This is a genomic window from Bacillus sp. PK3_68 (assembly GCF_003600835.1).
Lineage (GTDB): Bacteria > Bacillota > Bacilli > Bacillales > Domibacillaceae > Pseudobacillus.
On record NZ_NQYC01000001.1, the window covers coordinates 3,678,968 to 3,700,754 of the forward strand.

Sequence of the window (21,787 nt, forward strand, 5' to 3'; positions counted from 1 at the left end):
TCCGCTCCTTTGTTAAGCATTTCGCTGCCTATATAAAAGATAAATGAAATAAGGGGCTCCAAGAGCTGCAGTAAACACGCCTGCCGGAACTTCAACAGGGAGGAAAAATGTCCGCCCGATTGAATCCGCCATTAAGACTAATATGGCTCCAATAATAGAGGATAAAGGCAGCAACGCTCCAAAAGAGGAGCCGACAAGTCTTCTGGCGATGTGGGGAGCCATCAAGCCAACAAAGCCGATACCGCCTCCAAACGCAACTGCGCTTCCGGTTAAAGCAGAACTGATCAGCAGCAAAAGAAAACGCTGCTTTTGTACATTCGTTCCTACTCCTGTGGCGATCTCTTCCCCAAGGTCTTGAATGTTAATGTTTCTAATCATTACAAGCACAATGATCAGAAGGGAAATGGTGATAGGTGCCAATATCCAAACATTTTTCCAGTTTGATCCGTAAACAGAGCCTGTAATCCAAACATTTGCCTGGCTTGCCTGGTGAATAGGCCCCAAGATCATAAATAAAGTAGTCAAAGATTTCATCAATGCCCACATTCCCACTCCGACTAATACAAGGCGGACTGGAGATAGACCGTCCTTCCATGCTAGTAGATAAAGGAGAAAGGTCACGACGGCTGCACCGATAAAGGCGCCTAGCGGCAGCCAATGGATGCTGACTGTCAGAGCATTGCTTCTATCAGTAAAGAGGACTAAAAAAGAACAACAGCTACAGACGCTCCGCCGGTTACCCCGATAATATCAGGAGAGGCTAAAGGGTTTCTTACAACAGCTTGTAAAATAGCCCCTGCCGCCGCCAGACTCATGCCGACGAGAACAGAGATCAGAATCCTGGGCATACGGAAGGAATTAACGATCAGCTGCTCAAAAGCATCTCCTTGTCCGAGCAGTACATTGAGAACACGCCATGGCTGGAGAAATTGCTCTCCCATTCCGGTGCTGACAAGAAATACAGCCAGCAGTAAGAAAATAAAACCAATATTGATCCAGAGTGCTTTCCAGTCAAGAAGCAATGAAATGTTTCCTTTGCCTAAGCGAAGCGGAGAATATTTCTTCATGAGGCACGGCCTCCTTTACGTGCAATGTAGATAAAAAAGGGTGTGCCAATAAAAGCGGTCATTACTCCGACCGGAACTTCCTCTGGCATGATAACATAGCGGGCACCGATATCAGCCACCAAAAGTAAAATTCCGCCTATTACACTGCAATAAGGCAATACCCAGCGATAATCATTGCCCACTAATGAGCGAACAATATGAGGAACGATAATACCAATAAACCCAATCGGGCCAGCTACAGCCACAGAGCCGCCCGCGAGCAGGATGAAGGAAATGGCAACAATGAGTTTCACTGCGCCTGTCTGCTGGCCAAGTCCTTTCGCTACATCTTCACCCATCGTTAAGATGTTAATCTTCTGAGCCATGAAAAAAGCAACGATCGTAGCTGCTGCAAGATAGGGAAGAACAGAAAGAAGAATTTCTAGTTTTCTACCTTGTACAGATCCGGCAAGCCAAAATAAGGCTTGATCAAGAGCCGACTCATCCATTACCAGCAGCCCCTGGGTTAGAGAGGAAAACAGCGCTGCGATGGCCGCGCCTGCAAGCGTCAATCTCATGGGGGTAAGTCCGCCGCCTCCTGTCCCGCTGAAGAAGTAGACGATAAAAGCAGCAGATGCCGCTCCGGCAAATGCTATCCATGTAAATGCATGAAGAGAGTTAACGGAAAACACCATCAATGCAACTACAATAAAAAAGCCGGCCCCTGCATTGATTCCAAGAATATCAGGAGAAGCAAGCGGATTTTTCATTAATGCCTGCATCAACGCCCCCGCTATAGCCAGGCTGCTTCCTACGGCAGCAGCGATTAATGCCCGGGGAAGACGTACATTTTGAATAATAATATGTTCATTTGAGCCATTGAAATGCTGAAATGCTTGAACAGCTGTTTTTATGCTTGTATTTGTATAGCCCATGACGATGCTAAGACCGATACAAATAAGTAATATTCCTCCACTAATTATCAGTCCAAAGGCTTTTCCCTCCGTGTGTCTCAACAGCATCTATTTTTCTCTCCCAATATACCTATTTTTCTTTAAGTGTAAGAGATGAGAAAAGCACTGTCAATGATCTTGATAATCATTTTCAATTATTCATTGACAAAACATTTCCCATCCCATAATATCTACATGTAAATGAAAATCATTTTCATATAGGGGGAAAATATATGCATACATATTTTACACGCAATCGCTTTTCATCGCTGTTGGCAGCATTCATGCTAGTCATTGTTTTTGCACTGGCGGGCTGCGGCAATGAAGAAAAGCAACCTTCGAAAGATAATAAAGCGTCGAATGAAGCAAACACAACTGAGAGCAAACCTTACACCGTAGAACATGCCATGGGAAAAACAGAAATCAAAGGTAATCCTAAACGTGTTGTCATTCTGACAAACGAAGGCACGGAAGCCCTTTTGGCATTGGGAGTAAAACCTGTAGGTGCTGTACAATCATGGACAGGCAACCCTTGGTATAAACATATTGAGGATGACATGAAAGGTGTTAAAAGTGTTGGGAATGAAGGTGAACCAAGTGTAGAAACTATTGCTTCATTGAAACCGGATTTAATTATCGGCAATAAAATGCGACACGAAAAAATTTACGAGCAGTTAAGCGCGATTGCTCCGACGGTCTACTCAGAAACGCTGCGCGGTGATTGGAAAGAAAACTTTAAACTTTATGCGAAAGCAGTAAATAAAGAAGAAGAAGGAAACCAAGTAATTACTGACTTTGACAAGCGCGTCCAAGAATTAAAAGGCAAGCTTGGTGACAAAGTGAACCAAAAAGTTTCTATTGTCCGTTTCATGCCTGGTGATGTTCGGATTTATCACAAGGATACTTTCTCCGGCGTTATTTTAGATCAATTAGGCTTTGCCCGTCCGAAGGGCCAGGAGCAGCCGGATTTCGCTGAGAAAAATGTAACGAAAGAGCGTATTCCTGCAATGGATGGAGACATTCTTTTCTACTTCACATATGACCCGGCAGAAAGCAAAGGGGAGGCACCGAAGTTAGAAGAAGAATGGGTTAACGATCCGCTATTCAAAAACTTAAATGTCGTAAAAAATAACAACATCCATAAAGTGGACGATGCTGTCTGGAATACAGCGGGCGGCGTAGTAGCAGCTAATTTATTCCTGGATGATATTGAGAAATATTTTTTAACTGAGAAGTAAGCTTTTTTCAAGCGATATAGCCAGGATTTGTCTATAAAAACCTCCTTATTAAAATAAGGAGGTTTTTTGTGCAGACAAAAATTTTATTTTTTAACTGTAAGGAAGGAGATGTTCTATGTTAAGATAGTCATTAAGTTCCATTATAAGGGAATAGATTAGGTTAAAAGACATGAAGGAGGGAAGGGATGGAACCAAATTTATCACCTATCAGACCTAGTTTTAAACCAAAAGCTAATCATTTCTACATATCTATTAAGATGAAATTCTGGATAAGCCATGCTGTTTCTGTTGGATGGATGCTTTTTTCTATTTATCTTTCATTGCCTTGGCTGGAGAACTTGTCTTCCATTGTCTCTTTTCCTTTAGCTCTTTTCATTATTGGAGGAATCGCTTACGTTCCAGGTTACATGAATGCCTTTCTAATAATGAGCTTATTACTAGACCGGCAGCCAACATTAAAAGATGAACATCCAACTGATGCGGTAACCTTGCTTATTGCCGCTTACAATGAAGAAGCGACGATTTTTGACACCCTTCAATATGTAGCTAATCAAGATTATGATGGAGAAATCTATACGGTTGTCATCAATAATAACTCAACAGATCATACCTGCCAGGAAGTTATGAGGGCGAAGAAAGAGCTGAATTTAAATCTTACCCTCTTGCATGAGGCTAAGCCTGGTAAGTTCCATGCGTTGAATAAAGGATTGCAGTATGTAACCACGCCTTATGTTATTACTCTTGATGCAGATACGCTGCTCCATCCATCAGCTATTCGTTATCTAGTGTCAAGGATAGAAAGCAGCCCTGCCAATGTAGGTGCAGTAGCTGGATCGATGCTTGTTCGCAATAGCCGAGAAACAATTTGGAGAGAATACAGGAGTGGGATTACTTTCTTGGGATTGCCTCGATAAAGAGATTGCAAGGGTTATATCAAGGTACACTCGTCGCACAGGGGGCTTTCAGCTTGTATAAAACAGAATGTGTGCGAGAAGTTCAAGGGTGGCCTGATGCAATTGGCGAAGATATCGTATTAACTTGGAGGCTGTTACGTAACGAGTGGAAGGTGTATTTTGAACCTTTAGCTGTAGCTTTTACAGATGTGCCTCCTACGTTTAATCACTTTGTTAAGCAGCGTTCTAGGTGGGCAAGAGGGATGATCGAAGGACTAATTGAAGTGAAGCCATGGAATCAGCCACAATTATATACCAAATATTTAACGGGAATTAACTTGATCATGCCTTATTTAGACTTCATTTATACATTTTGTTGGATTCCTGGATTGATTTTAGCCTTTTTTGGTTTTTACTGGATTGTGGGTCCTATGACTTTATTCGTTTTACCTTTAACTATTGTCAGTTACGGCTCATTGTACATTTACCAGAAACAGTATGTATTTAAAAATCTTCATTTAAGAGTAAGAAAAAACAAGAGAGGATTCATTTTATTTATTCTCTGTTATCAAATGATTATGTCTCCAGTTTCTGTATGGGGATATTTGCAGGAGCTTTTTAAGTTAAAACGTGTGTGGCAATAAGTGGACTTCCATAAAGCCACCGTACGGTTTTTAATGCGGAAGAGGGTTTTTTCCAACTCTTTGATAAGAAAGAAGGATGTTTGGATAACCGGCAGCAAGCAGAAAAGGAGACTTCTCTGCTTGCTGCTTTTTCATTTTCTATTACTTGTACGCATGTGTAATATTTAAAGCTCTAAAGTTAGCCCATAGTATAGAAGAAGGGAGCAGCAGCTGGGATAAACGATTCCCGATGAAGACTCGAACGGGTGCACGAGACGAGGAGGCTTACGGACCGCCTGTCTGCAGTGAAAATCAACACTCAAGTATATATAATAAACGGACTGTTGCCCTCCTTTTTTAAGTGGCTGACCCTATGCGAAGAGAGGAAATTAAAGAGAGAATGAGATAGATTGTTTCCTTTAAAATAACCGGTAAAAAACAACATTGACAACATAATTGACAATGATTATCATTAATAATCATCAGAATACAAAAATACAAGATTAGGGGTCTCACAAATGAATCAAATAGTCCGAAATGTAGGGATTTTATTGCTGTCAAGCAGTCTTTTAGTTGGGTGTGGAGATGCCGGGTCAAAGGACTCGGAAAGCAAAGAAGCGAGTCAGGGCTTGAAAGCAGAGCAAGCGAACAAGCTGGATAAAGAAGTCAATACTTACAAGGAATTTGCTTCAGAGCAGCTGGACCAATTTGTTATTCAGACAGAAGCGTTTGCAGAAGCAGTCAAAGCAGGTGATGTAGAGAAGGCGAAAGAGCTATACGCACCAGCAAGGATGTATTTTGAACGTTCAGAACCTATTGCAGAGAGTTTCGGCGATCTGGATCCACGCATTGATGCTCGTTTGGCAGACGTGAAAGAAGAGGGGCAAGGAGAAGAAGAGTGGTCCGGCTACCATAAAATTGAAAAAGGTCTTTGGGTTGACGGAACGACTAAAGGATATGAAGCCGTGGCCGATCAATTATTAAAAGATGTAAAAGAGCTTCGTGCAAAAGTTGAAACAGTTGATGTAACACCGGATTTAATGATTACTGGGGCCGTTGATTTATTAAATGAGGTCTCTACATCAAAAATTACAGGAGAAGAGGAAATTTATTCTCATACTGACTTGTACGACTTTAAAGCCAACGTTGAAGGCGCTGAGAAAATTTTCGGGATTTTTAAGCCAAAATTACAAGAAAAAGATGCTGAGCTTGCTAAAACATTAGAAGAAAACTTTGGAACATTAAATGGATTACTAGCTAAGTACGAAGATGGAAAAGGCGGATATGTGTCTTACGAAACATTAACGAAAGAAGATACGAAAGCATTATCGGAAGCTGTCGATCATTTAGGGGAACCTTTAAGCCAAATGGCCATTGTTGTGGAGTGAGATAAATGAGCAATCAAGAGGAAAAATCCATCTTGCAAAAAGAAGTGTCTCGGCGTGACGTGCTAAAGTTTGCCGGAATCGGAGGAGCCGGGGTCATCCTCGGCGCTTCTGGTCTGACAGGGGCGTTAACGGCTTTTGGAGCGAACCCGTTTATTGATGACGATCAAACAGCAGCTAATAAAATTAATTTTTACGGCAAGCACCAGCCGGGTATTTTAACGAAGAATCCGGAGCATGTCTATTTTGTCTCGCTGAACTGCACCGCGAAGTCTAAAAAAGAATTGAAGGAAATGTTTCAGCTATGGACAAATTACAGTGCTCAATTAATGAATGGCAAACTGGTGGAGCCTTATACGGCGAATAAGCTGCTTCCTACAGCAGATACAGGAGAAGCAGCAGGGCTTAATGCTTCCCATCTTACATTGACATTCGGGGTAGGACCGAGCCTGTTTGAGAAAAAAGAACTCGGGTTGAAACAGATGAAGCCGAAAGAACTAGTGGACCTCCCTCATTTTCCAAAAGATCAGTTGGACCCAAATTATGTCGGCGGTGACATCTGCATTCAAGCATGTGCAGACGATCCACAGGTCGCTTTTCATGCGGTGCGTAATTTAGTCCGCGCAGCAAGGGGAAAAGTAACGATGCGCTGGTCGCAAACGGGATTTAACTCTTATGAGATGAAAAATAAGAAGAAACTAACGCCGCGCAACTTATTTGCGTTTAAAGATGGCACAGGTAATCCAAATGTGGACAATGTGAAAGAAATGAATGAAGTCGTTTGGGTTCAGCCGGGAGAATCAAAAAGCTGGATGGCCGGGGGACTTATTTAGTAGCAAGACGAATCCAAATGCATTTGGAAACGTGGGATCGCACGGCTTTATCGGCACAAGAGGCCACATTTGGGAGGTACCGTGACACAGGCGCCCCGCTTGGGAAAGAGGACGAATTTGAAGATATGGGACTTGAACGCAAAGAAAACGGCGAGCCTGTTGTTCCTGTTGATTCTCATGTATATCTGGCAAGACAAGTGAAGGACCGTCTATTGCGACGTTCATTCTCCTACTCAGACGGAATCCATCCGAATACGGGGGCGTTCGATGCGGGGTTGTTGTTTATATCGTTTCAAAAGCATCCGAAACAATTTATTAATATCCAAAATAGTTTTGGCCGAGCGGACAAATTGAACGAATATATTACGCATCGTGGAAGTGCACTATTTGCCTGTTTTCCAGGCGTGAAAAAGGGGAGCTACCTTGGAGCGGAGTTGTTTGGTTAAGGAGAGGGTTAGATGAAAAAGATTGTTATCCTATTCGGTTTGCTGTTGTATATGCTTTCTCCTATACAACCCGTACACGCCGAGGAGAGTTACAGCGATTTATTTATCTCAGTCGGCGATGCCATGATGAAAACAAAAGCAGAGGACTGGAAAGCGGTAGATGCATTTGTTGCTCAATTGAATAAAGATTGGAAACAAGTAGATCAAACGGACAGCAAAGAAGCAAAAAAAGTAGATGAAGCCCTTTTGCAGGTAAATAAAGTAGCAGGCAAACATAAAAAAGAACCGATGCTCGCTGCTTTATCCGTTATGTCGCATGCGCTAGTAGCGTTTGATAAGGAACAAAACCCAGTCGATGAAGAAGAACAGCGACTTGAGGTGAAGTCGGCATTTATGCCTGTTTTAGCTGATTTGCAAACAGCTATTAAAAACAAAGATGCAGAGGAAGCCTATGCCCAATACCAAAAGTGTTTGTCGACATGGAACCGGAACGAAAGTATTGTGCGCGAACAAAGTATTGCTTATTATGGGCAAATCGAAACCCAGTTGGGCTTTCTCCGAATAGCACTGTTACAAGATGAGAAAGACTTTGAGCAAATTAGTGGCATCTACGACAAGTTGGCAGAAGCGGTAGATGGATTTGTCTCTGGCAGGGAGATAAAAGCTAACAATAACAATTACTCTTTACACACATTAGTTGATTTGTTAGGGAAAGCAGATCAAGCCATTGATAATAATCAGCCTAAAGAAGCTGTTTCTTTCTTGCAGGAGTTCTTAACAGTTTGGCCGTCAGTTGAAGGGGACGTTCGAACGCGAAACGGCGGTTTATATACAAAGCTGGAAAGTGATATTCCGATCATTGCCGGAAAGCTTTCTTCTTCTGATGCAAATGTAGTGGAAAAACAGCAAAAGAAGATCAATGAGTACAAGCAATCGATTGAGCTGTTGCAGGGGAAAAGTTACACCATGTGGGATGCTGCATTGATTATGCTTCGTGAAGGATTGGAAGCCCTGCTGATCGTAGCCGCTTTGATTGCCTTTTTACGAAAAGCTAATGCTTCGCAACATCAAAAATGGATTTGGCTCGGTGCTCTTGCAGGAATCATTATGAGTGTTGTAGCTGCTGTAGTCATTAATATTATGTTTTCGGCAGCCACAGCAGGGGCTAATCGGGAAACGATTGAAGGAGTAACTGGAATTATAGCCGTTGTTATGATGATCGGTGTCGGTGTCTGGCTGCATCAAAAATCGAACATGAAAGCATGGAACCAGTATATCCAAAAGCAAATGGGAACCGCTCTTTCAACAGGAAGTATTATCTCGATGGCGTTAGTCAGCTTCCTGTCGATTTTTAGAGAAGGAGCAGAAACGGTTATCTTCTACATGGGGATGGCCCCATCAATAAGTACAGGCAAATTGCTTGCCGGTATTTTGCTTGCTCTTGTTATTTTGAGTGTATTCGCCTTTTTGCTCATCCGTTACAGTACAAAAATTGCTGTTGGCCCTTTCTTTAAGATTGCCACCATTTTAATTTATTTCCTGGCGTTTAAGATATTAGGTATGAGCATTCATGCTTTACAGTTAACCGGCCATATTGGAACGACACAAATACACAGCTTGCCGATTGTTAGCTGGATCGGCTTTTATCCGACATGGGAAACGATTATTCCCCAATTGGTACTTCTCGCTATTATAGCAATGACTGCTATGTGGATGAATAAGAGAGCATGAATCAAAGAAATATAGTTTTAATCTAATTCTTAGTTCCTTGCGTTCCTGTTTATCAAGGATGATGTTTACGATGACCGCAATGCCTTTTACAAGGTGTTGCGGTTTTTGATATGGCACTTAACCTATTAAAATTGACTGTTAAGTAGCTCTGTAAACCTTCTGGTTAATTTCAGCCTTTATTGCCTAATGTAAAATAAGGTGCGATTAAGGTACTCTATTATTTGGAGAAAGGGCTGAGCGAATAAGAGAAAGGAGTTTATCTTGAGAGGGGCCGGGTATAAGGAAGTGTTAATAAAAAGTAAAGGGGAGAAGAAGAAAAGCAGGAAATGATGGAAAATATAAATTAAGGCGCTGGACAACCTATTGTCCGTGTGTCGGGCAGCTTGTTAACCAAGAATTATCGTACACTGGCCAGGCCTCGGGAAAGAAAGACGTAGTCACTACATGCACAGGCATTGAAGATCAATGTTCTTCTTGTATATTTTTAATGGGTTCCAACATTTATAAATAAAGAGCAAGATGTACGAAGGCCTAATCATTATTTGAATTGAGAATGACTCATCCATTATTTCATATAAAACAACTAAAAGATGAACAGGTTTATCGCCCAGACAATGTGGAGCGATTTTTTTATTTGTATAGGTCCATCCTTGCAAATAATAGGCAATGTAATATGAAAAACGCTAGTAGCTGGAATCAGGGTATGCTCTCACTTCAAGCTAGTAACGTAAACGCGAAAGAAAAGACATCGAATAAACAGTCTTTTCAAGAAGCAGAGAATAGAAAGAGCAGGGAGCTGGAGTCATGGTTCAAGAAAGGGATCGTTGCTACGCTTCCTGATAAAGGGCTCATCCCGTTGTGATATTTGCGGAAAAAGACGTTGAGCAAATAGAACAGCTAGGAGTAAAGGAATCATAAAAATTTAATCAAAAGCCTTACTTTCATTTAGAGGAAGTAAGGCTTTTTTGGGTGGTTATATTTTTTGTTGAGCAAGAGAAGAAGAAGAGAATTTGCTCAGTTTGGATAATAGATAGTCATACTTAATCGGGTTAATGCTTCTCCAGAATTATAATAAGTATGCGGCTTATCAGCTCTAAATCTGATTGAATCGCCGCTTTTTAATTTATAGCTTTTTTCGCTGACACAAATGGTTACTTCTCCATCGAAAACTGTGATAAACTCCTCGGTTCCTTCTTTGTGAGCCTGAGAATTTAATCGTCCTTCTTTTTCAATCTCAACAGAGTAAACTTCAAAGCGCCTGTCCTCTTGAAAGGGGAAGGATGGGTATACTCTATATCTGCCGTTGTCCTCATCCAGCACTTGAATATCACTTCTTAAAACTACTTTAGTATCAGGCTGCGGATTATTAATGAGAGAGGTAAAGGAAACCTTTAATCCGTTAGCAATTTTCCAAATCGTTGTTAGTGTTGGGCTTGACTCTCCTCTTTCAATTTGCCCGATCATTGTTTTGCTTACTCCGCTTAATTGAGAGACTTTTTCCAAACTTAATTTTTCTTTTTCCCTAATAGCCTTTAAATTTTTTGCAAGAATAAGATGAACTTCCTCCATCAAATCCCTCCTATATATTGTGCTTTATAACGTTTATTTTGTATAATAAAAAGCACGACGTTATATTGTCTGTTTCGGACATTATAACATATATCGTGAAAGGGGAGCTTGAAATGCCTGTATTTTCCTTCTTGCTATTTGTGATTATTACCAGTTTTACCCTGGGACCTAACAATTTTATGGCAATGGCGTTTGCCAATAAACATGGAATGAAAAAAACAGTTAAATTCTCTTTAGGAGTAGGTGTTGGGTTTTTTATTATCGCGTTATTATGTAGTTGTTTTAATCTTTTTCTTACAACTGTCATGCCAATCATTGAATTTCCTTTAACTATTTTTGGTGTAGTCTACATGCTATATTTAGCTTTTAAAATACTTACGAGTAAGGGAAATACTAATAGTAATAATCAAGATAAACAGAACTTTTTCTTGATAGGCGTCTTGGTGCAATTTGTCAATCCGAAAGGCATCCTTTTTGGTATTACAGTCGTCTCCACCTTCATTCTTCCTTACTACACTTCCTACTCCAGCTATTTTCTTTTTTCATTGTTTTTAGGAATGGTCGGTATAGTGAGCACATTTAGCTGGAGCCTGTTTGGTTCGGTTTTTCAAAAGTTCTTGGTAAAATACAGACGATCATTTAATGCAGTAATGGCCGCCTTATTGGTATACAGTGCTTTTTCTATTCTTGTTAAATAGAGTCATGAGCAGAGGGGGATTTCAAGCAGGAAAAAACCATCTGTTTTTCTAAAGCAGTATAATAAAGAAAAGCTCTGATTGGGATGAAAAGGAGGAATTACCGTGAATTTTATGTTTGATCATCTTGTTCACTTTGTGGAAGAGCCAGAGAAGGCGATCGCCTTTTTGAAAGAGAAAGGAATTGCAGCTGTTGAAGGCGGGGTGCACGAAAACAGGGGAACATACAATGCGGTCAGTTATTTTGATTTAAGCTATATTGAACTTTTAAGTACATATGACAAAGAGCTTGTGCGGCAAACGCAGCACCCCAGACATAGCTTCCTTGAAACAGTTGCCGAAGAACAATTCACTGAAGGCTTTTCCCGCATAGCCATTCGAACAACGGATATTGAAGGCGCAGCAAAGCACTTCAAGAACAAAGGATTAACGATTTATGGTCCAGAGTCTTTTAGCCGCAAGCGCCCTGATGGCAGCCTTGTTGAATGGCAGCTTCTTTATATAGGGGATCCGGCCGGCGGGATGGAGCTGCCGTTTATTATTCAATGGCAAGAGGAAGACGCCGAGAGAAAGAAGGAGCTGATAGAGAGGAAGGTCATCCAGCCGCATCCTTCTAAAGCTGTACTTTCTCATGTTACATTTGCTGTCCGTGACTTGGAAAAAAAGATTGGACAATGGGCGGAGTGGCTGAAGCTAGAAGCTGGCGAGGTCTTTATTGATGAGGTCTTACAGGCAAAATGTCAGTCATTAGAGCTTCAAGGCGGGCGATTAGTTTTTGGAAGCCCGATCGGTGAGGGAATCGTGGCAGATGTCCTTCGCCAGAGAGGAGAGAGACCGTTCCAAGTAGCCCTTTCCAGCCCAATTAAGAGCGAGTCATTTAGCTTATTTGGCGGCATTTATCAGATCGAGAAAATTTAATGGGTTAAAAGAGATGTAGAAGCTCAGCTCTCTACGTCTTTTTTTATTGGCGGGAACCTTCGTTTTATCAAGAAGAAGTCAGGGTAAGATAATGCTTAAGCTGCTTTTTTGTAGAGCTGGCAGCTTGTTTACAGAGAAGAAGGCTGTTTGTGCATCAAGAAGGTACATAACTAATTTTAAAGGAGCTGATCTTAATGGCATCCAGTCGTTCAATTCCTAAAGAAAAAGGGCTTGATCATACACTCGCTCTATTGGCGGAAGGGTATGAGTTTATTCCTGAAAGACGCAGCGAGCTGCAGTCTGATATTTTTCAAACACGTATTCTTGGACAGAAGGCCATCTGCATAGCTGGCGAGGAGGCCGCTGCTGTTTTTTATGATGAAAATTTGTTTACACGAAAGGGAGCGGCACCAAAGCGTGTACAAAAAACGTTGTTTGGGGAGAAGGCCATTCAAACAATGGATGGAGAGGAGCATAAACAGCGAAAGCGGATGTTTCTATCTATGATGACACCTAAACGTCTCGATGACCTCGCAAACATTACTAAACAGCAGTGGCAGGCGAAAGCCCCTGAATGGAAACAGAGAGGCGAAATCGTACTGTTTCATGAAGCAGAGGAAGTGATGTGCCGGATTGCCTGCGAATGGGCAGGAGTGCCGATTACAGAAGTAGAAGTGAAGCAGCGAGCGGCTGATTTTGGAATAATGATTGATACTTTTGCCGCTGTTGGCGGAAGATATCGGGAGGGAAAGCAGGCGCGTGCGAGATCAGAAAAATGGATTGAAAAGGTGATTAAGCAAATTCGCTCTAAAAAGTTGCAACCTCCTGAACATACAGCGGCTTACATTATCGCTTGGCATCGGGACTTAAATGGGAAAATGCTTGACGATCGAATGGCCGCCATTGAACTGATCAATATCTTAAGACCTATTGTTGCGATCGGTCGTTTCGTTACGTTTGGAGCTCTTGCTTTGCATGATTATCCGGAAGTAAGAGAAAAAGTAAAAGCGGATAAAGACAATTACAGCCACCTGTTTGTTCAGGAGGTCCGCCGTTTCTACCCGTTTGGCCCGTTTGTGGGAGCAAGGGTGAGAGAGGACTTTAAGTGGAAGGATTACGAGTTTAAAAAAGGAACATTGGTACTGCTTGATATTTACGGAACAAACCACCATCCAGATCTTTGGGATCACCCGGAAGAGTTCCGGCCAGAGCGATTTGCAGAGTGGAAGGAGAGTCCATTTTCTTTCATACCGCAAGGCGGAGGGGACCATTATATGGGACATCGCTGTGCGGGAGAGTGGGTTACTGTTCTTGTAATGAAGGAAAGTCTGAAGTTTTTAACGAAGAACGTCGCATACGATGTGCCAGAGCAGGATTTAACTTATGATATGAGCAGAATTCCATCCCTTCCTGAGAGCCGGTTTATCATCAAGAATGTCCAGCTTGTCTAAGAGAAAAACTTCTACAAACGATCCTGACATTGTGTGAGGATCGTTTGTAGGAATAGTGATTCATTGCATCTTCCGAAAGGATGGTTTATACTATTTTTAAACGATGAAAACTTTTTTTGTTTTTTTAGTTTCTTGTAAGGAGGATGATAAATGAAATCTCGTATTATGAAAGCTTTTCTTGAAGAGATTCATGATAAAAGCATGAAATTCACGATGGATGATTTAGCAAAAAGGCTAGGTATTAGCAAGCGCACGCTGTATGAACATTTTTCTTCAAAAACGGAAATTTTAGATGCAATCATTGATTCTACTTTATTTGAATTTGATGAAAAAACCGAAGCCATTGTTCGCGATCCAGAATTGTCACTCCTGGAAAAAATAAAAGGGGTTATTACTGTCGTTCCTAAATATAATGAATTTTATGATTGGAAGATTTTGGATCAAATGAAGAAGTCTTATCCAGAGCAATGGGAAAGAATTCATACTGCGCTTAATCAGTGGGATGCGCTCCGTCAATTGATTGAACAAGGGATTCGCGAAGGGTTGATTATTGATCAAAATGTCTCTTTGCTTATTAAACTGATTATTGATGCAACAAACTCTACTCTTGACCGTCAATTTTTCTTGGAAAATAGTATAACGGTTACGGAGGCGTTAGACTCCATTGTGGATATTTTATTATTTGGCTTAGTTAAAAAAGATCGAGCATGAAGAATCCGGCTTTTTAGTCCGGTTTTTTTCCTCCCATAAAAAACTAATAAAACAAAAATAGTTTTGTTGTTTTACATTTATTTTGAAAGCGAGATGGAAGTATGAGCCTCCGTATATGTGAGGTAACAGCTGATAACTGGATGGAAGTAGCCTCCTTATCAGTTAATGATCATCAAAAAGATTTTATTGAAAGTAATTTGTTTTCTTTGGCTCAATCTAAATTTGAACCGCATTGGAAGTCTGTCGGCTTATATGATGGTGAATGGCTTGTTGGATATGCCATGTACGGGCGTGATAAAACAACCAGACGTGTATGGCTCGACCGCTTTATGATTGATCAAAAGTATCAGGGCAGGGGATATGCAAGCCGCTTTCTTTCACCTTTAATTAAAGAAATCCAACAGCACTACCATTGCGTTCACATATATTTAAGTGTTTATCCCGGAAATACAAAAGCCCGTTATTTATATGAAAAGTTTGGTTTTACATTAAATGGAGAAAAGGATGAAGCCGGTTTAGTTTGTGGACTTGTTATGGAACTTAACGTAGTAAGGAGAAGCATAGAATGAGCTCATCAACCTCTGCATTTCATCAGTTAGATACGCAGCCTGTCGGACGCATCTTTCTGCGTTATTTGCTTCCGTCTATGATTGGCATGCTATTGATGGCTGTTAATATTGTGGCCGATGGAATTATGGTAGGAAACAGGCTGGGACCTGAAGCTTTAGCGGGAGTGGGAATTGCTGCTCCTGTTTACACAATCTTCGTAGCGCTGTCTCTTTGGATTGGTATTGGAGCAGCCACGAAGTATTCCATGGCTATGGGAGCAAAAAGAGTAGCAGAGGCCCGGGTAATTTTTACACATGCTCTGTTTTCAATCTTTCTATTTACGCTGCTAATTGGATTGGCTGCTTTTTTACTTCGCGATCCTCTTGCCTATGCGCTTGGTGCGAATCAAGATACCTTTCCGTATGTGTCGGATTATTTATATGTCATTTTATTGTTTGGTTTTGTATTTACTATTGAAAATACGTTTAGTGTGTTTGTCCGTAATGATGGGGCGCCAAATCTTTCGATGGCTGCGCTTGTCGTATCGGCCTCTGCAAACATTATCCTTAATTATATATTTTTATATATTTTCGACTTTGGAGTGGCAGGTGCTGCTTCCGCCACCATAATCGCAGCCTTTCTTGCTATTCTCGTGCTGGCTAGCCACTTTTTGAAGAAATCAGGCAATTTAAGAATCGTGCACTTTACCTTTGATAAAAAGCTGTTTTGGCTGATTATTGTGATCGGCTTTCCGAGTTTTCTGTCTGAAATAGGTATCTCAGTTTTTACTATTTCCCACAACGTTGCTTTTGAACGGACTGCCGGGACAGACGGTGTCGCCGCTTTTTCTATCCTTAACTATGTGCATAGTGTCATGCTGATGATGTTTCTCGGGATGGGATCGGCGATACAGCCGCTCATCAGTTATTACCATGGGGCTGATAATCAAAGGAGAAAGCGAGAAACCGTTCAAAAAGCCAGTTTGACTGCTATATTGGCAGGCGCTGCTTTTTTCTTTATTGGTCAGTTGGCGGCCGGGCCGATCGTTTCAATATTCGGTGATTTTTCCTCCGATGTAACAGCTCTTGCGACTCTGGGCATCCAATTATTTTTCATTGCCTATCTTTTTACAGGAACGAACTTTGTAATGATGACGTACTATCAATCTGTCGGCAATGTCCGCATGGCTATATGGATTACAGCTGCCCGCGAAATTGTTGTGATGTTCGTCTTTTTGCTCATTTTGCCGCCGCTTTTAGGAGTGAATGGTATTTGGCTCGCCATTCCAGCATCTGAATTTTTGGTCTTTGTCAGCATTTTATTGTATCAGCGAAAGGCGCAAGTAAGGGCCGTGCAAAGATAAGATGAAACAATGAAAAGCGGCTCTCCTTAGATAGGGAGAGCCGCTCTTGGCCCTATATAAACGCTAATTAGTAAACTTTGTCACCGTTGAAAATAGAGTTTTTAACAACGACGTAATCCACATTGCGAATAGCTTCCAGCTTCGTTCCTCCAGCATAAGAAACAGAGGATTGAAGATCTTGTTCCATTTCAGTTAACGTATCTTGTAAAGGCCCTTTATATTCTACAAACATCTTCTTGCCTTCTACATTTTTCTTTTCACCTTTTTGGAATTCTGAAGCGGACCCAAAATATTCTTTATAAACCTTTCCATCTTGCTCGAAAAGTTCTCCTGGAGATTCTTCGTGTCCGGCAAATAATGAGCCAATCATTACCATGGATGCGCCAAATCTAATAGACTTAGCGATATCCCCATGGGTACGGATTCCGCCGTCAGCGATAATTGGCTTGCTTGCTGCTTTTGCACACCAGCGCAACGCAGCCAATTGCCAGCCGCCAGTTCCAAATCCAGTTTTAATTTTAGTAATGCATACTTTACCTGGTCCAATGCCAACCTTTGTTGCATCTGCACCAGCGTTTTCTAACTCTCTGACCGCTTCTGGTGTGCCGACGTTTCCTGCAATAACGAAGCTTTCAGGCAAATGTTTTTTGATATGCTGGATCATTTTTATTACCGCATTAGAGTGGCCATGGGCAATATCAATCGTAATATACTCTGGTATAAGCTGTTCTTCAGCCAACTGTTCAACAAAACTGTATTCTTCTTCTTTGACGCCTACGCTAATAGAGGCAAATAGTCCACGTGAATGCATGTCTTTAATAAAAGCTGGACGCTCCTCTGGCTTAAAGCGGTGCATAATGTAGAAGTAACCGTTTTCGGCTAAGTAAACAGCGATTTTTTCATCTATAATTGTCTGCATATTGGCAGGCACGACAGGCAGCTTAAATGTCCGCCCGCCAAAGTTGATAGTTGTATCACATTCTGAGCGGCTATTTACAACACATTTTGCCGGAATTAATTGAATATCTTCGTAATCAAACACATTTTCCATGATTAACACCCCTAAAAACGAATATTAAATATTTTTGTTAAAAAAATGTTCGTCCAAAAGGTAATGTACCTCATTTTTGAGGGGATGTCAAAGCTTTTATGTGAAAGAGATGTGAAAAGCGGCATCTTTCTAAAAAATCAGAGAGAAAAATCGTTTATAAAGATAGACAGGGGGAAGGGCGGAGTGACATACCAAAAGTAAAGAAACAGAAGAATACATAGAGCTGAAGGCCGGAAAGTACGGACTGTTTTTTAATAGAAATTATCACTTGATTTGATTAGCAAATGAAATCATGATTGGTATTTGATTTTTGGTAGGAAGTATTCTTTTTCTTTAGGAAACAGCTAAATTAGCAGGCACAATTTTGTTTATTATCGGCTGTGCATGATTACTTATTCGGCCCATTTTGAAGATTCTTCAAGCGGTTACTCTGAGAAGAGACGAGCAATTATCCTGGAAGGAGAATAAATCATAACCCCAATAAAAACAGGCAGCTGAAGCCTAGTTTTTCCACAGACTTAGCTGCCTCGAGAAGGACGGTTTATTTATTTTCTGCTTCTTTAATAGCGGTTTGCGCCAGTTTTGAGATCGTCATGTCATCCATTGGCGGGTTATGAAGCCCAGCTCTTACATCCCGATAATATCTTTGGAGTGGGTTAGACATTTGCAGGCTTTTAGCACCGACTAGTCTCATGGACAAATCAACGATCGTAATAGCTGAATTTGTTACAATATGCTTGGCAGCTGCCAGTTCATTCGTTATATGAGACCGGCGCTCAGCATCGTCATAAGCTTCCGCTACGCTGTAGAGGAAATGGCGTGCTTTCATTAGTTCCAGATCAATGCGACCGAGCAAACTCTGCACGTTTGGCAGCTGGCTGATCGATCCGCTAATGCTATTTGGTGAATGTTCCACAGCGAATTTCAGTGCATAATCACGAGCGGATTGGGCGATGCCTAAATAACAGGCGGGGATATGCAGAATCCAGCCATTTATCTTGTCACCTCTTGGTCCGTGATTTAATTCTACGAAGTTTTCCTCCGCCACTTCTACATGATCCAATACAAGGTCGTGGCTTTCAGAGCCCCTCATGGCGATGACATCCCAGGTTTCTTTGATAGACAACCCTTTGGAATCTCTCGGAATAAGGAAAAAGCCAATTCCTTGTTTTTCTTCGACCCATGCGGATACGAGAAAATGCGTTAATACAGGTGACATTGTTGTAAAATTCTTTTGTCCGGAAATCACCCATTTGCTGCCTTTTTTCACTGCATTAGTTCCAGGACGGCCACCACGGGTCGGACTGCCGGTTTGCGCTTCGCTTACTGCCCTGTTCACTAAAGCGCCGTTCAACACTTCTTGAGCAAAGGACTTTAGCTTTTCTTTTTCCCAGAGTTTTTTTTCATACAGCTCGCCAACAACCCCTTGATGCCAGCCGATCGCCAATCCTGTTACACTGTCCAAGCTCGCGATGGTTTCCTGAAGAAGTACCATGTCAGTCACCCTGATGCCCTCGCCCCCATATTCGACAGGCAAGGTTAATTTTGTATAACCCATTTCAACCAGCTTGTTGACATTTTTCTTAGGAAAGGATGATTGTTTATCGTTTTCCTGTGAATCTTCTTTAAAATCTTTCTCATACTTCAATAATTTTTCCAGCCACTCTCTTTGCAGGCTTGTTCTAATAAATAATTCCTTGGACACATTCCACACTTCCTTAATAAAATCGGTTAACTTCAATTACTTTCCATTCAAGACCTATTCGTTTCCTACGTCAAGCAATTAAATTCCCAATTATTCTACAATTCTATTATAGATTTTGAAAACCAACTTTACAACCCGGAATTGTTATGTTAATGTTTGGATATATTCATTGAGCTGATAGAGAGGGAGTTAGATTGGTTGAATTAACTAATATTAAAAAGAGCTTTAAAAAGAATGTTGTTTTAAGAGGGATCGACCTACAAGTGAATAAAGGGGATGTATTGGTTATTGTCGGGCCGAGCGGATCTGGGAAAACAACTCTTCTCCGTTGCATTAATTATTTAGAAAGGCCAGATGAAGGGACCATCTCTGTCGATGGGTTTTCAATTGAAGGAAAAAACGCTTCAAGAAAAGACATTTTGACGTTGAGACGTAAAACAGCCATGGTTTTCCAGCACTATAATTTATTCAAAAATAAAACTGTTCTGGAAAATGTAATGGAGGGGTTAATTGTCGCAAAGAAAATGAAAGCCACAGAAGCCCGCGATCTCAGTATTAATTTGCTTCAGAAGGTAGGTCTGAGTGAGAAGATAAATGATTATCCGGCCCAGCTTTCCGGCGGACAACAGCAGCGGGTCGGCATTGCCAGGGCACTTGCCTTAAACCCTTCTGTTATCTTGTTTGACGAGCCGACATCTGCTCTTGATCCTGAGATGGTCGGTGAAGTGCTCTCTATTATGAAAAAAATCGCCAGTGAGGGAATGACGATGGTCATCGTCACTCACGAAATTGATTTTGCCAGAGAAGTAGCTGATCGTGTTGTTTTTATGGCTGACGGGGTGATTGTCGAGCAAGGAACGCCTGATGAAGTATTAACCCATCCAACGCATGAGCGAACAAAGCAATTTTTGAAAAGGCTTGTCAGAGAGCCAGAATATGAAATTTAATAGGGGGAATACATAGAGATGAAGCGCATTTGGTTGACAGTTTTTTTAGCAGCCGTTTCCGTTTTTGTGATTGCTGGCTGCTCCAACAGTGAAAGTGGGAAAACGAAAGATGGAAAACAAATTATTAAAGTGGCATTAAGTGATGAGGTCAATCCGCCGTTTTTATATACGGATGAATCGAATAATCCGATCGGCTACGATATGGATTATTTAAAAGAAATAGAAAAAAAGCTGCCACAATATAAGTTTGAATACACCTTTGGTGAAGAAGAGTCGAATTTAGTCGGCGTTGATACAGGGAAGTTTGACTTTGCGATTAATTGGTTTTTTAAAAATCCGGAAAGAGAACAAAAATTCCTTTATCCGCAGCATGGGTACGGCTACTCTCTTACCACGCTAATTACAAAGAAAGATAGAAATGACATTAAGACATTGGATGATATGGTTGGTAAAAAACTCGCGCCTATGTCTCCAAGCGGCGGACTGCGCTCGATCTTAAACGGTTATAACAAGAGCCATCCAGAACGCCAGGTGACAATTGAAAGCATCGATCATCCTTCAAATGCGGATAACTTAAAGCGTGTAGCAGCTGGAAAAGCAGATGCAGTGTTTCTTAATAAAACTACATTTGATGCGGTTCAGGAAGATCTGAATTTGGATTTAAAGGTGGCAGGAGTTGTTTCTAAAGAGCCGATTTATGTTGTGTTTGATTCAGAAAATAAAGAATTGGCTAAGGAAATGGATAAAGCGACAGAGGAACTGATTAAGGACGGCACCCTTCCTAAGCTTGCCGAGAAGTGGTTCGATATCGATATTTTTAAGGATCTTGAGTACATTAACGAAAAAGGCTTTGAATATAAAAAATAATCATTTCCGGAATGAGCGATTGCCGCTTACTCCGGAAAATTATATTTGTGAATTTTATCTTATTAATTTAATGATCTGTTTAGGTGGAGAGAAAGATGAGTACAAGCTTGCAAGATTGGATTGATTTATTTACTAAAGTGCTGGACAAGCTTCCCTTAACGTTATTTATGATGGGAGTTTCATTGATTTTTGCTTTAATTTTAGGCGTACTGATAGCCATTATCCGCATACAAAAGCAGCCCGTTCTCTATCAAATCGCCACTTTTTACTTATCATTTACCCGATGCACGCCGCTTTTGGTTCAGTTGTTTCTTATTTACTTCGGGCTTCCGCAATTGCTGCTAGTATTTAATATTGATATTAACAGCTGGGATCGTCTAATCTTTGTGATTCTTGCTTTTTCACTTCATACGGCTGCTTATTTATCAGAAGTGATCCGTTCAGCTTACTTAGCTGTCGGTGAAGCACAGTTAGAAGCAGCTTATAGTGTGGGGATGAGCTACTCGCAAGCTTTAAGAAGAATTATTCTGCCGCAGGCGTTTGTGATCGCTTTACCGAACCTAGGCAACAACATAATTGAGTTATTAAAAGATACGTCACTTGCCTTCACAATTGGCATCATTGATATCATGGGACAGGTGCGCATCATTTTGGGGAACAATCACGGGATGGGAATGTTTGAAGTATATATCGTCATTTCTCTCGTTTACTGGGGAGCTTGTATTGTCATCGAAATGATTATCAGCTTCGCCGAAAAAATGTTTAAAAAAGGACATGTCGGTTTATCAAAGTAATATTTTTCTAAGGAAAGTG

17 protein-coding genes and 3 pseudogenes are annotated in these 21,787 nt (G+C 41.1%); 15 read left to right on the plus strand and 5 right to left on the minus strand.

What is annotated here, in order from left to right:
* Positions 1–12: 12 nt before the first annotated feature.
* Both CJ483_RS18570 and CJ483_RS18575 read right to left on the minus strand, forming a co-directional pair.
* Positions 13–1,067, minus strand: a pseudogene (locus tag CJ483_RS18570) (FecCD family ABC transporter permease).
* A complete protein-coding gene (locus CJ483_RS18575; RefSeq protein ID WP_120036562.1) occupies positions 1,064–2,068 on the minus strand; it encodes a FecCD family ABC transporter permease in 1,005 nt (334 codons plus the stop codon). Before CJ483_RS18575 ends, CJ483_RS18570 begins: the two are co-directional and overlap by 4 nt.
* Before the next feature lie 164 nt (positions 2,069–2,232).
* On the opposite strand from CJ483_RS18575, the gene CJ483_RS18580 reads away from it, so the two are divergent.
* The 6 genes and pseudogenes from CJ483_RS18580 to CJ483_RS24660 all read left to right on the plus strand — a co-directional run bounded on the left by CJ483_RS18580 (position 2,233) and on the right by CJ483_RS24660 (position 10,010).
* Positions 2,233–3,237 carry an ABC transporter substrate-binding protein gene (locus CJ483_RS18580; RefSeq protein WP_120036563.1) on the plus strand — a complete coding sequence of 335 codons (1,005 nt, stop codon included), beginning with the start codon at positions 2,233–2,235 and terminating at the stop codon, positions 3,235–3,237.
* 185 nt (positions 3,238–3,422) lie between these two features.
* Positions 3,423–4,774 (plus strand): annotated as a pseudogene (locus CJ483_RS18585) (glycosyltransferase family 2 protein).
* A 497-nt stretch (positions 4,775–5,271) separates the two neighbouring features.
* Entirely contained in the window at positions 5,272–6,141 is an 870-nt protein-coding gene (gene efeO / locus CJ483_RS18590) for an iron uptake system protein EfeO (RefSeq protein ID WP_120036564.1), read from the plus strand.
* A gap of 5 nt (positions 6,142–6,146) precedes the next feature.
* Positions 6,147–7,417: pseudogene (gene efeB / locus CJ483_RS18595) on the plus strand (iron uptake transporter deferrochelatase/peroxidase subunit).
* A 12-nt stretch (positions 7,418–7,429) separates the two neighbouring features.
* The gene (locus CJ483_RS18600) at positions 7,430–9,148 is read left to right on the plus strand and encodes an FTR1 family iron permease (protein WP_120036565.1); all 1,719 of its coding nucleotides are present in this window, start codon (positions 7,430–7,432) and stop codon (positions 9,146–9,148) included.
* 703 nt (positions 9,149–9,851) lie between these two features.
* Entirely contained in the window at positions 9,852–10,010 is a 159-nt protein-coding gene (locus CJ483_RS24660) for a hypothetical protein (protein ID WP_182917107.1), read from the plus strand.
* Between the two features lie 152 nt (positions 10,011–10,162).
* On the opposite strand, the gene CJ483_RS18610 is transcribed toward CJ483_RS24660, so the two are convergent.
* A complete protein-coding gene (locus CJ483_RS18610) occupies positions 10,163–10,717 on the minus strand; it encodes a helix-turn-helix domain-containing protein (RefSeq protein WP_120036567.1) in 555 nt (184 codons plus the stop codon).
* 113 nt (positions 10,718–10,830) lie between these two features.
* Here CJ483_RS18610 and CJ483_RS18615 point away from each other — a divergent pair, with 113 nt between their 5' ends.
* From CJ483_RS18615 to CJ483_RS18640, 6 genes are all read left to right on the plus strand, one after another.
* The gene (locus CJ483_RS18615) at positions 10,831–11,415 is read left to right on the plus strand and encodes a LysE family transporter (RefSeq protein ID WP_120036568.1); all 585 of its coding nucleotides are present in this window, start codon (positions 10,831–10,833) and stop codon (positions 11,413–11,415) included.
* A gap of 111 nt (positions 11,416–11,526) precedes the next feature.
* A complete protein-coding gene (locus CJ483_RS18620) occupies positions 11,527–12,330 on the plus strand; it encodes a VOC family protein (protein WP_259455819.1) in 804 nt (267 codons plus the stop codon).
* 194 nt (positions 12,331–12,524) lie between these two features.
* Complete coding sequence (cypC, locus tag CJ483_RS18625; protein ID WP_120036570.1) at positions 12,525–13,781, plus strand: CYP152 family fatty-acid peroxygenase CypC; 1,257 nt, start codon at positions 12,525–12,527, stop codon at positions 13,779–13,781.
* Positions 13,782–13,931: 150 nt separating this feature from the next.
* Positions 13,932–14,492: a TetR/AcrR family transcriptional regulator gene (locus CJ483_RS18630; RefSeq protein ID WP_120036571.1), complete on the plus strand. Its 561-nt coding sequence runs from the start codon at positions 13,932–13,934 to the stop codon at positions 14,490–14,492.
* A 101-nt stretch (positions 14,493–14,593) separates the two neighbouring features.
* Complete coding sequence (locus CJ483_RS18635) at positions 14,594–15,061, plus strand: GNAT family N-acetyltransferase (protein WP_120036572.1); 468 nt, start codon at positions 14,594–14,596, stop codon at positions 15,059–15,061.
* Positions 15,058–16,404, plus strand: coding sequence for an MATE family efflux transporter (locus CJ483_RS18640; protein ID WP_120036573.1), 1,347 nt, complete (start codon positions 15,058–15,060; stop codon positions 16,402–16,404). Before CJ483_RS18635 ends, CJ483_RS18640 begins: the two co-directional genes overlap by 4 nt.
* A 67-nt stretch (positions 16,405–16,471) precedes the next feature.
* On the opposite strand, the gene guaC is transcribed toward CJ483_RS18640, so the two are convergent.
* Entirely contained in the window at positions 16,472–17,455 is a 984-nt protein-coding gene (guaC, locus tag CJ483_RS18645) for a GMP reductase (protein ID WP_120036574.1), read from the minus strand.
* Between the two features lie 541 nt (positions 17,456–17,996).
* A complete protein-coding gene (locus tag CJ483_RS18650; protein WP_120036575.1) occupies positions 17,997–19,160 on the minus strand; it encodes an acyl-CoA dehydrogenase family protein in 1,164 nt (387 codons plus the stop codon).
* A 194-nt stretch (positions 19,161–19,354) separates the two neighbouring features.
* Between CJ483_RS18650 and CJ483_RS18655 the strand changes: the two genes are divergently transcribed.
* The 3 genes from CJ483_RS18655 to CJ483_RS18665 all read left to right on the plus strand — a co-directional run bounded on the left by CJ483_RS18655 (position 19,355) and on the right by CJ483_RS18665 (position 21,768).
* On the plus strand, positions 19,355–20,107 hold the full coding sequence (locus tag CJ483_RS18655; protein ID WP_120036576.1) for an amino acid ABC transporter ATP-binding protein: 753 nt from the start codon (positions 19,355–19,357) through the stop codon (positions 20,105–20,107).
* Between the two features lie 18 nt (positions 20,108–20,125).
* Positions 20,126–20,974: a transporter substrate-binding domain-containing protein gene (locus CJ483_RS18660; protein ID WP_120036577.1), complete on the plus strand. Its 849-nt coding sequence runs from the start codon at positions 20,126–20,128 to the stop codon at positions 20,972–20,974.
* Between the two features lie 95 nt (positions 20,975–21,069).
* Positions 21,070–21,768, plus strand: coding sequence for an amino acid ABC transporter permease (locus tag CJ483_RS18665; RefSeq protein WP_120036578.1), 699 nt, complete (start codon positions 21,070–21,072; stop codon positions 21,766–21,768).
* Positions 21,769–21,787 lie beyond the last annotated feature (19 nt).

Excerpts from the sequence above, each read along its gene's own strand:
- efeO (WP_120036564.1), top strand. The coding sequence starts at position 5,272 with ATGAATCAAATAGTCCGAAATGTAGGGATTTTATTGCTGTCAAGCAGT.
- CJ483_RS18610 (WP_120036567.1), bottom strand. The coding sequence starts at position 10,717 with ATGGAGGAAGTTCATCTTATTCTTGCAAAAAATTTAAAGGCTATTAGG.
- CJ483_RS18615 (WP_120036568.1), top strand. The coding sequence starts at position 10,831 with ATGCCTGTATTTTCCTTCTTGCTATTTGTGATTATTACCAGTTTTACC.
- CJ483_RS24660 (WP_182917107.1), top strand. The coding sequence starts at position 9,852 with ATGCTCTCACTTCAAGCTAGTAACGTAAACGCGAAAGAAAAGACATCG.
- CJ483_RS18640 (WP_120036573.1), top strand. The coding sequence starts at position 15,058 with ATGAGCTCATCAACCTCTGCATTTCATCAGTTAGATACGCAGCCTGTC.
- CJ483_RS18635 (WP_120036572.1), top strand. The coding sequence starts at position 14,594 with ATGAGCCTCCGTATATGTGAGGTAACAGCTGATAACTGGATGGAAGTA.
- CJ483_RS18665 (WP_120036578.1), top strand. The coding sequence starts at position 21,070 with ATGAGTACAAGCTTGCAAGATTGGATTGATTTATTTACTAAAGTGCTG.
- CJ483_RS18575 (WP_120036562.1), bottom strand. The coding sequence starts at position 2,068 with ATGCTGTTGAGACACACGGAGGGAAAAGCCTTTGGACTGATAATTAGT.
- CJ483_RS18580 (WP_120036563.1), top strand. The coding sequence starts at position 2,233 with ATGCATACATATTTTACACGCAATCGCTTTTCATCGCTGTTGGCAGCA.
- cypC (WP_120036570.1), top strand. The coding sequence starts at position 12,525 with ATGGCATCCAGTCGTTCAATTCCTAAAGAAAAAGGGCTTGATCATACA.
- CJ483_RS18630 (WP_120036571.1), top strand. The coding sequence starts at position 13,932 with ATGAAATCTCGTATTATGAAAGCTTTTCTTGAAGAGATTCATGATAAA.
- guaC (WP_120036574.1), bottom strand. The coding sequence starts at position 17,455 with ATGGAAAATGTGTTTGATTACGAAGATATTCAATTAATTCCGGCAAAA.
- CJ483_RS18620 (WP_259455819.1), top strand. The coding sequence starts at position 11,527 with ATGTTTGATCATCTTGTTCACTTTGTGGAAGAGCCAGAGAAGGCGATC.
- CJ483_RS18600 (WP_120036565.1), top strand. The coding sequence starts at position 7,430 with ATGAAAAAGATTGTTATCCTATTCGGTTTGCTGTTGTATATGCTTTCT.
- CJ483_RS18660 (WP_120036577.1), top strand. The coding sequence starts at position 20,126 with ATGAAGCGCATTTGGTTGACAGTTTTTTTAGCAGCCGTTTCCGTTTTT.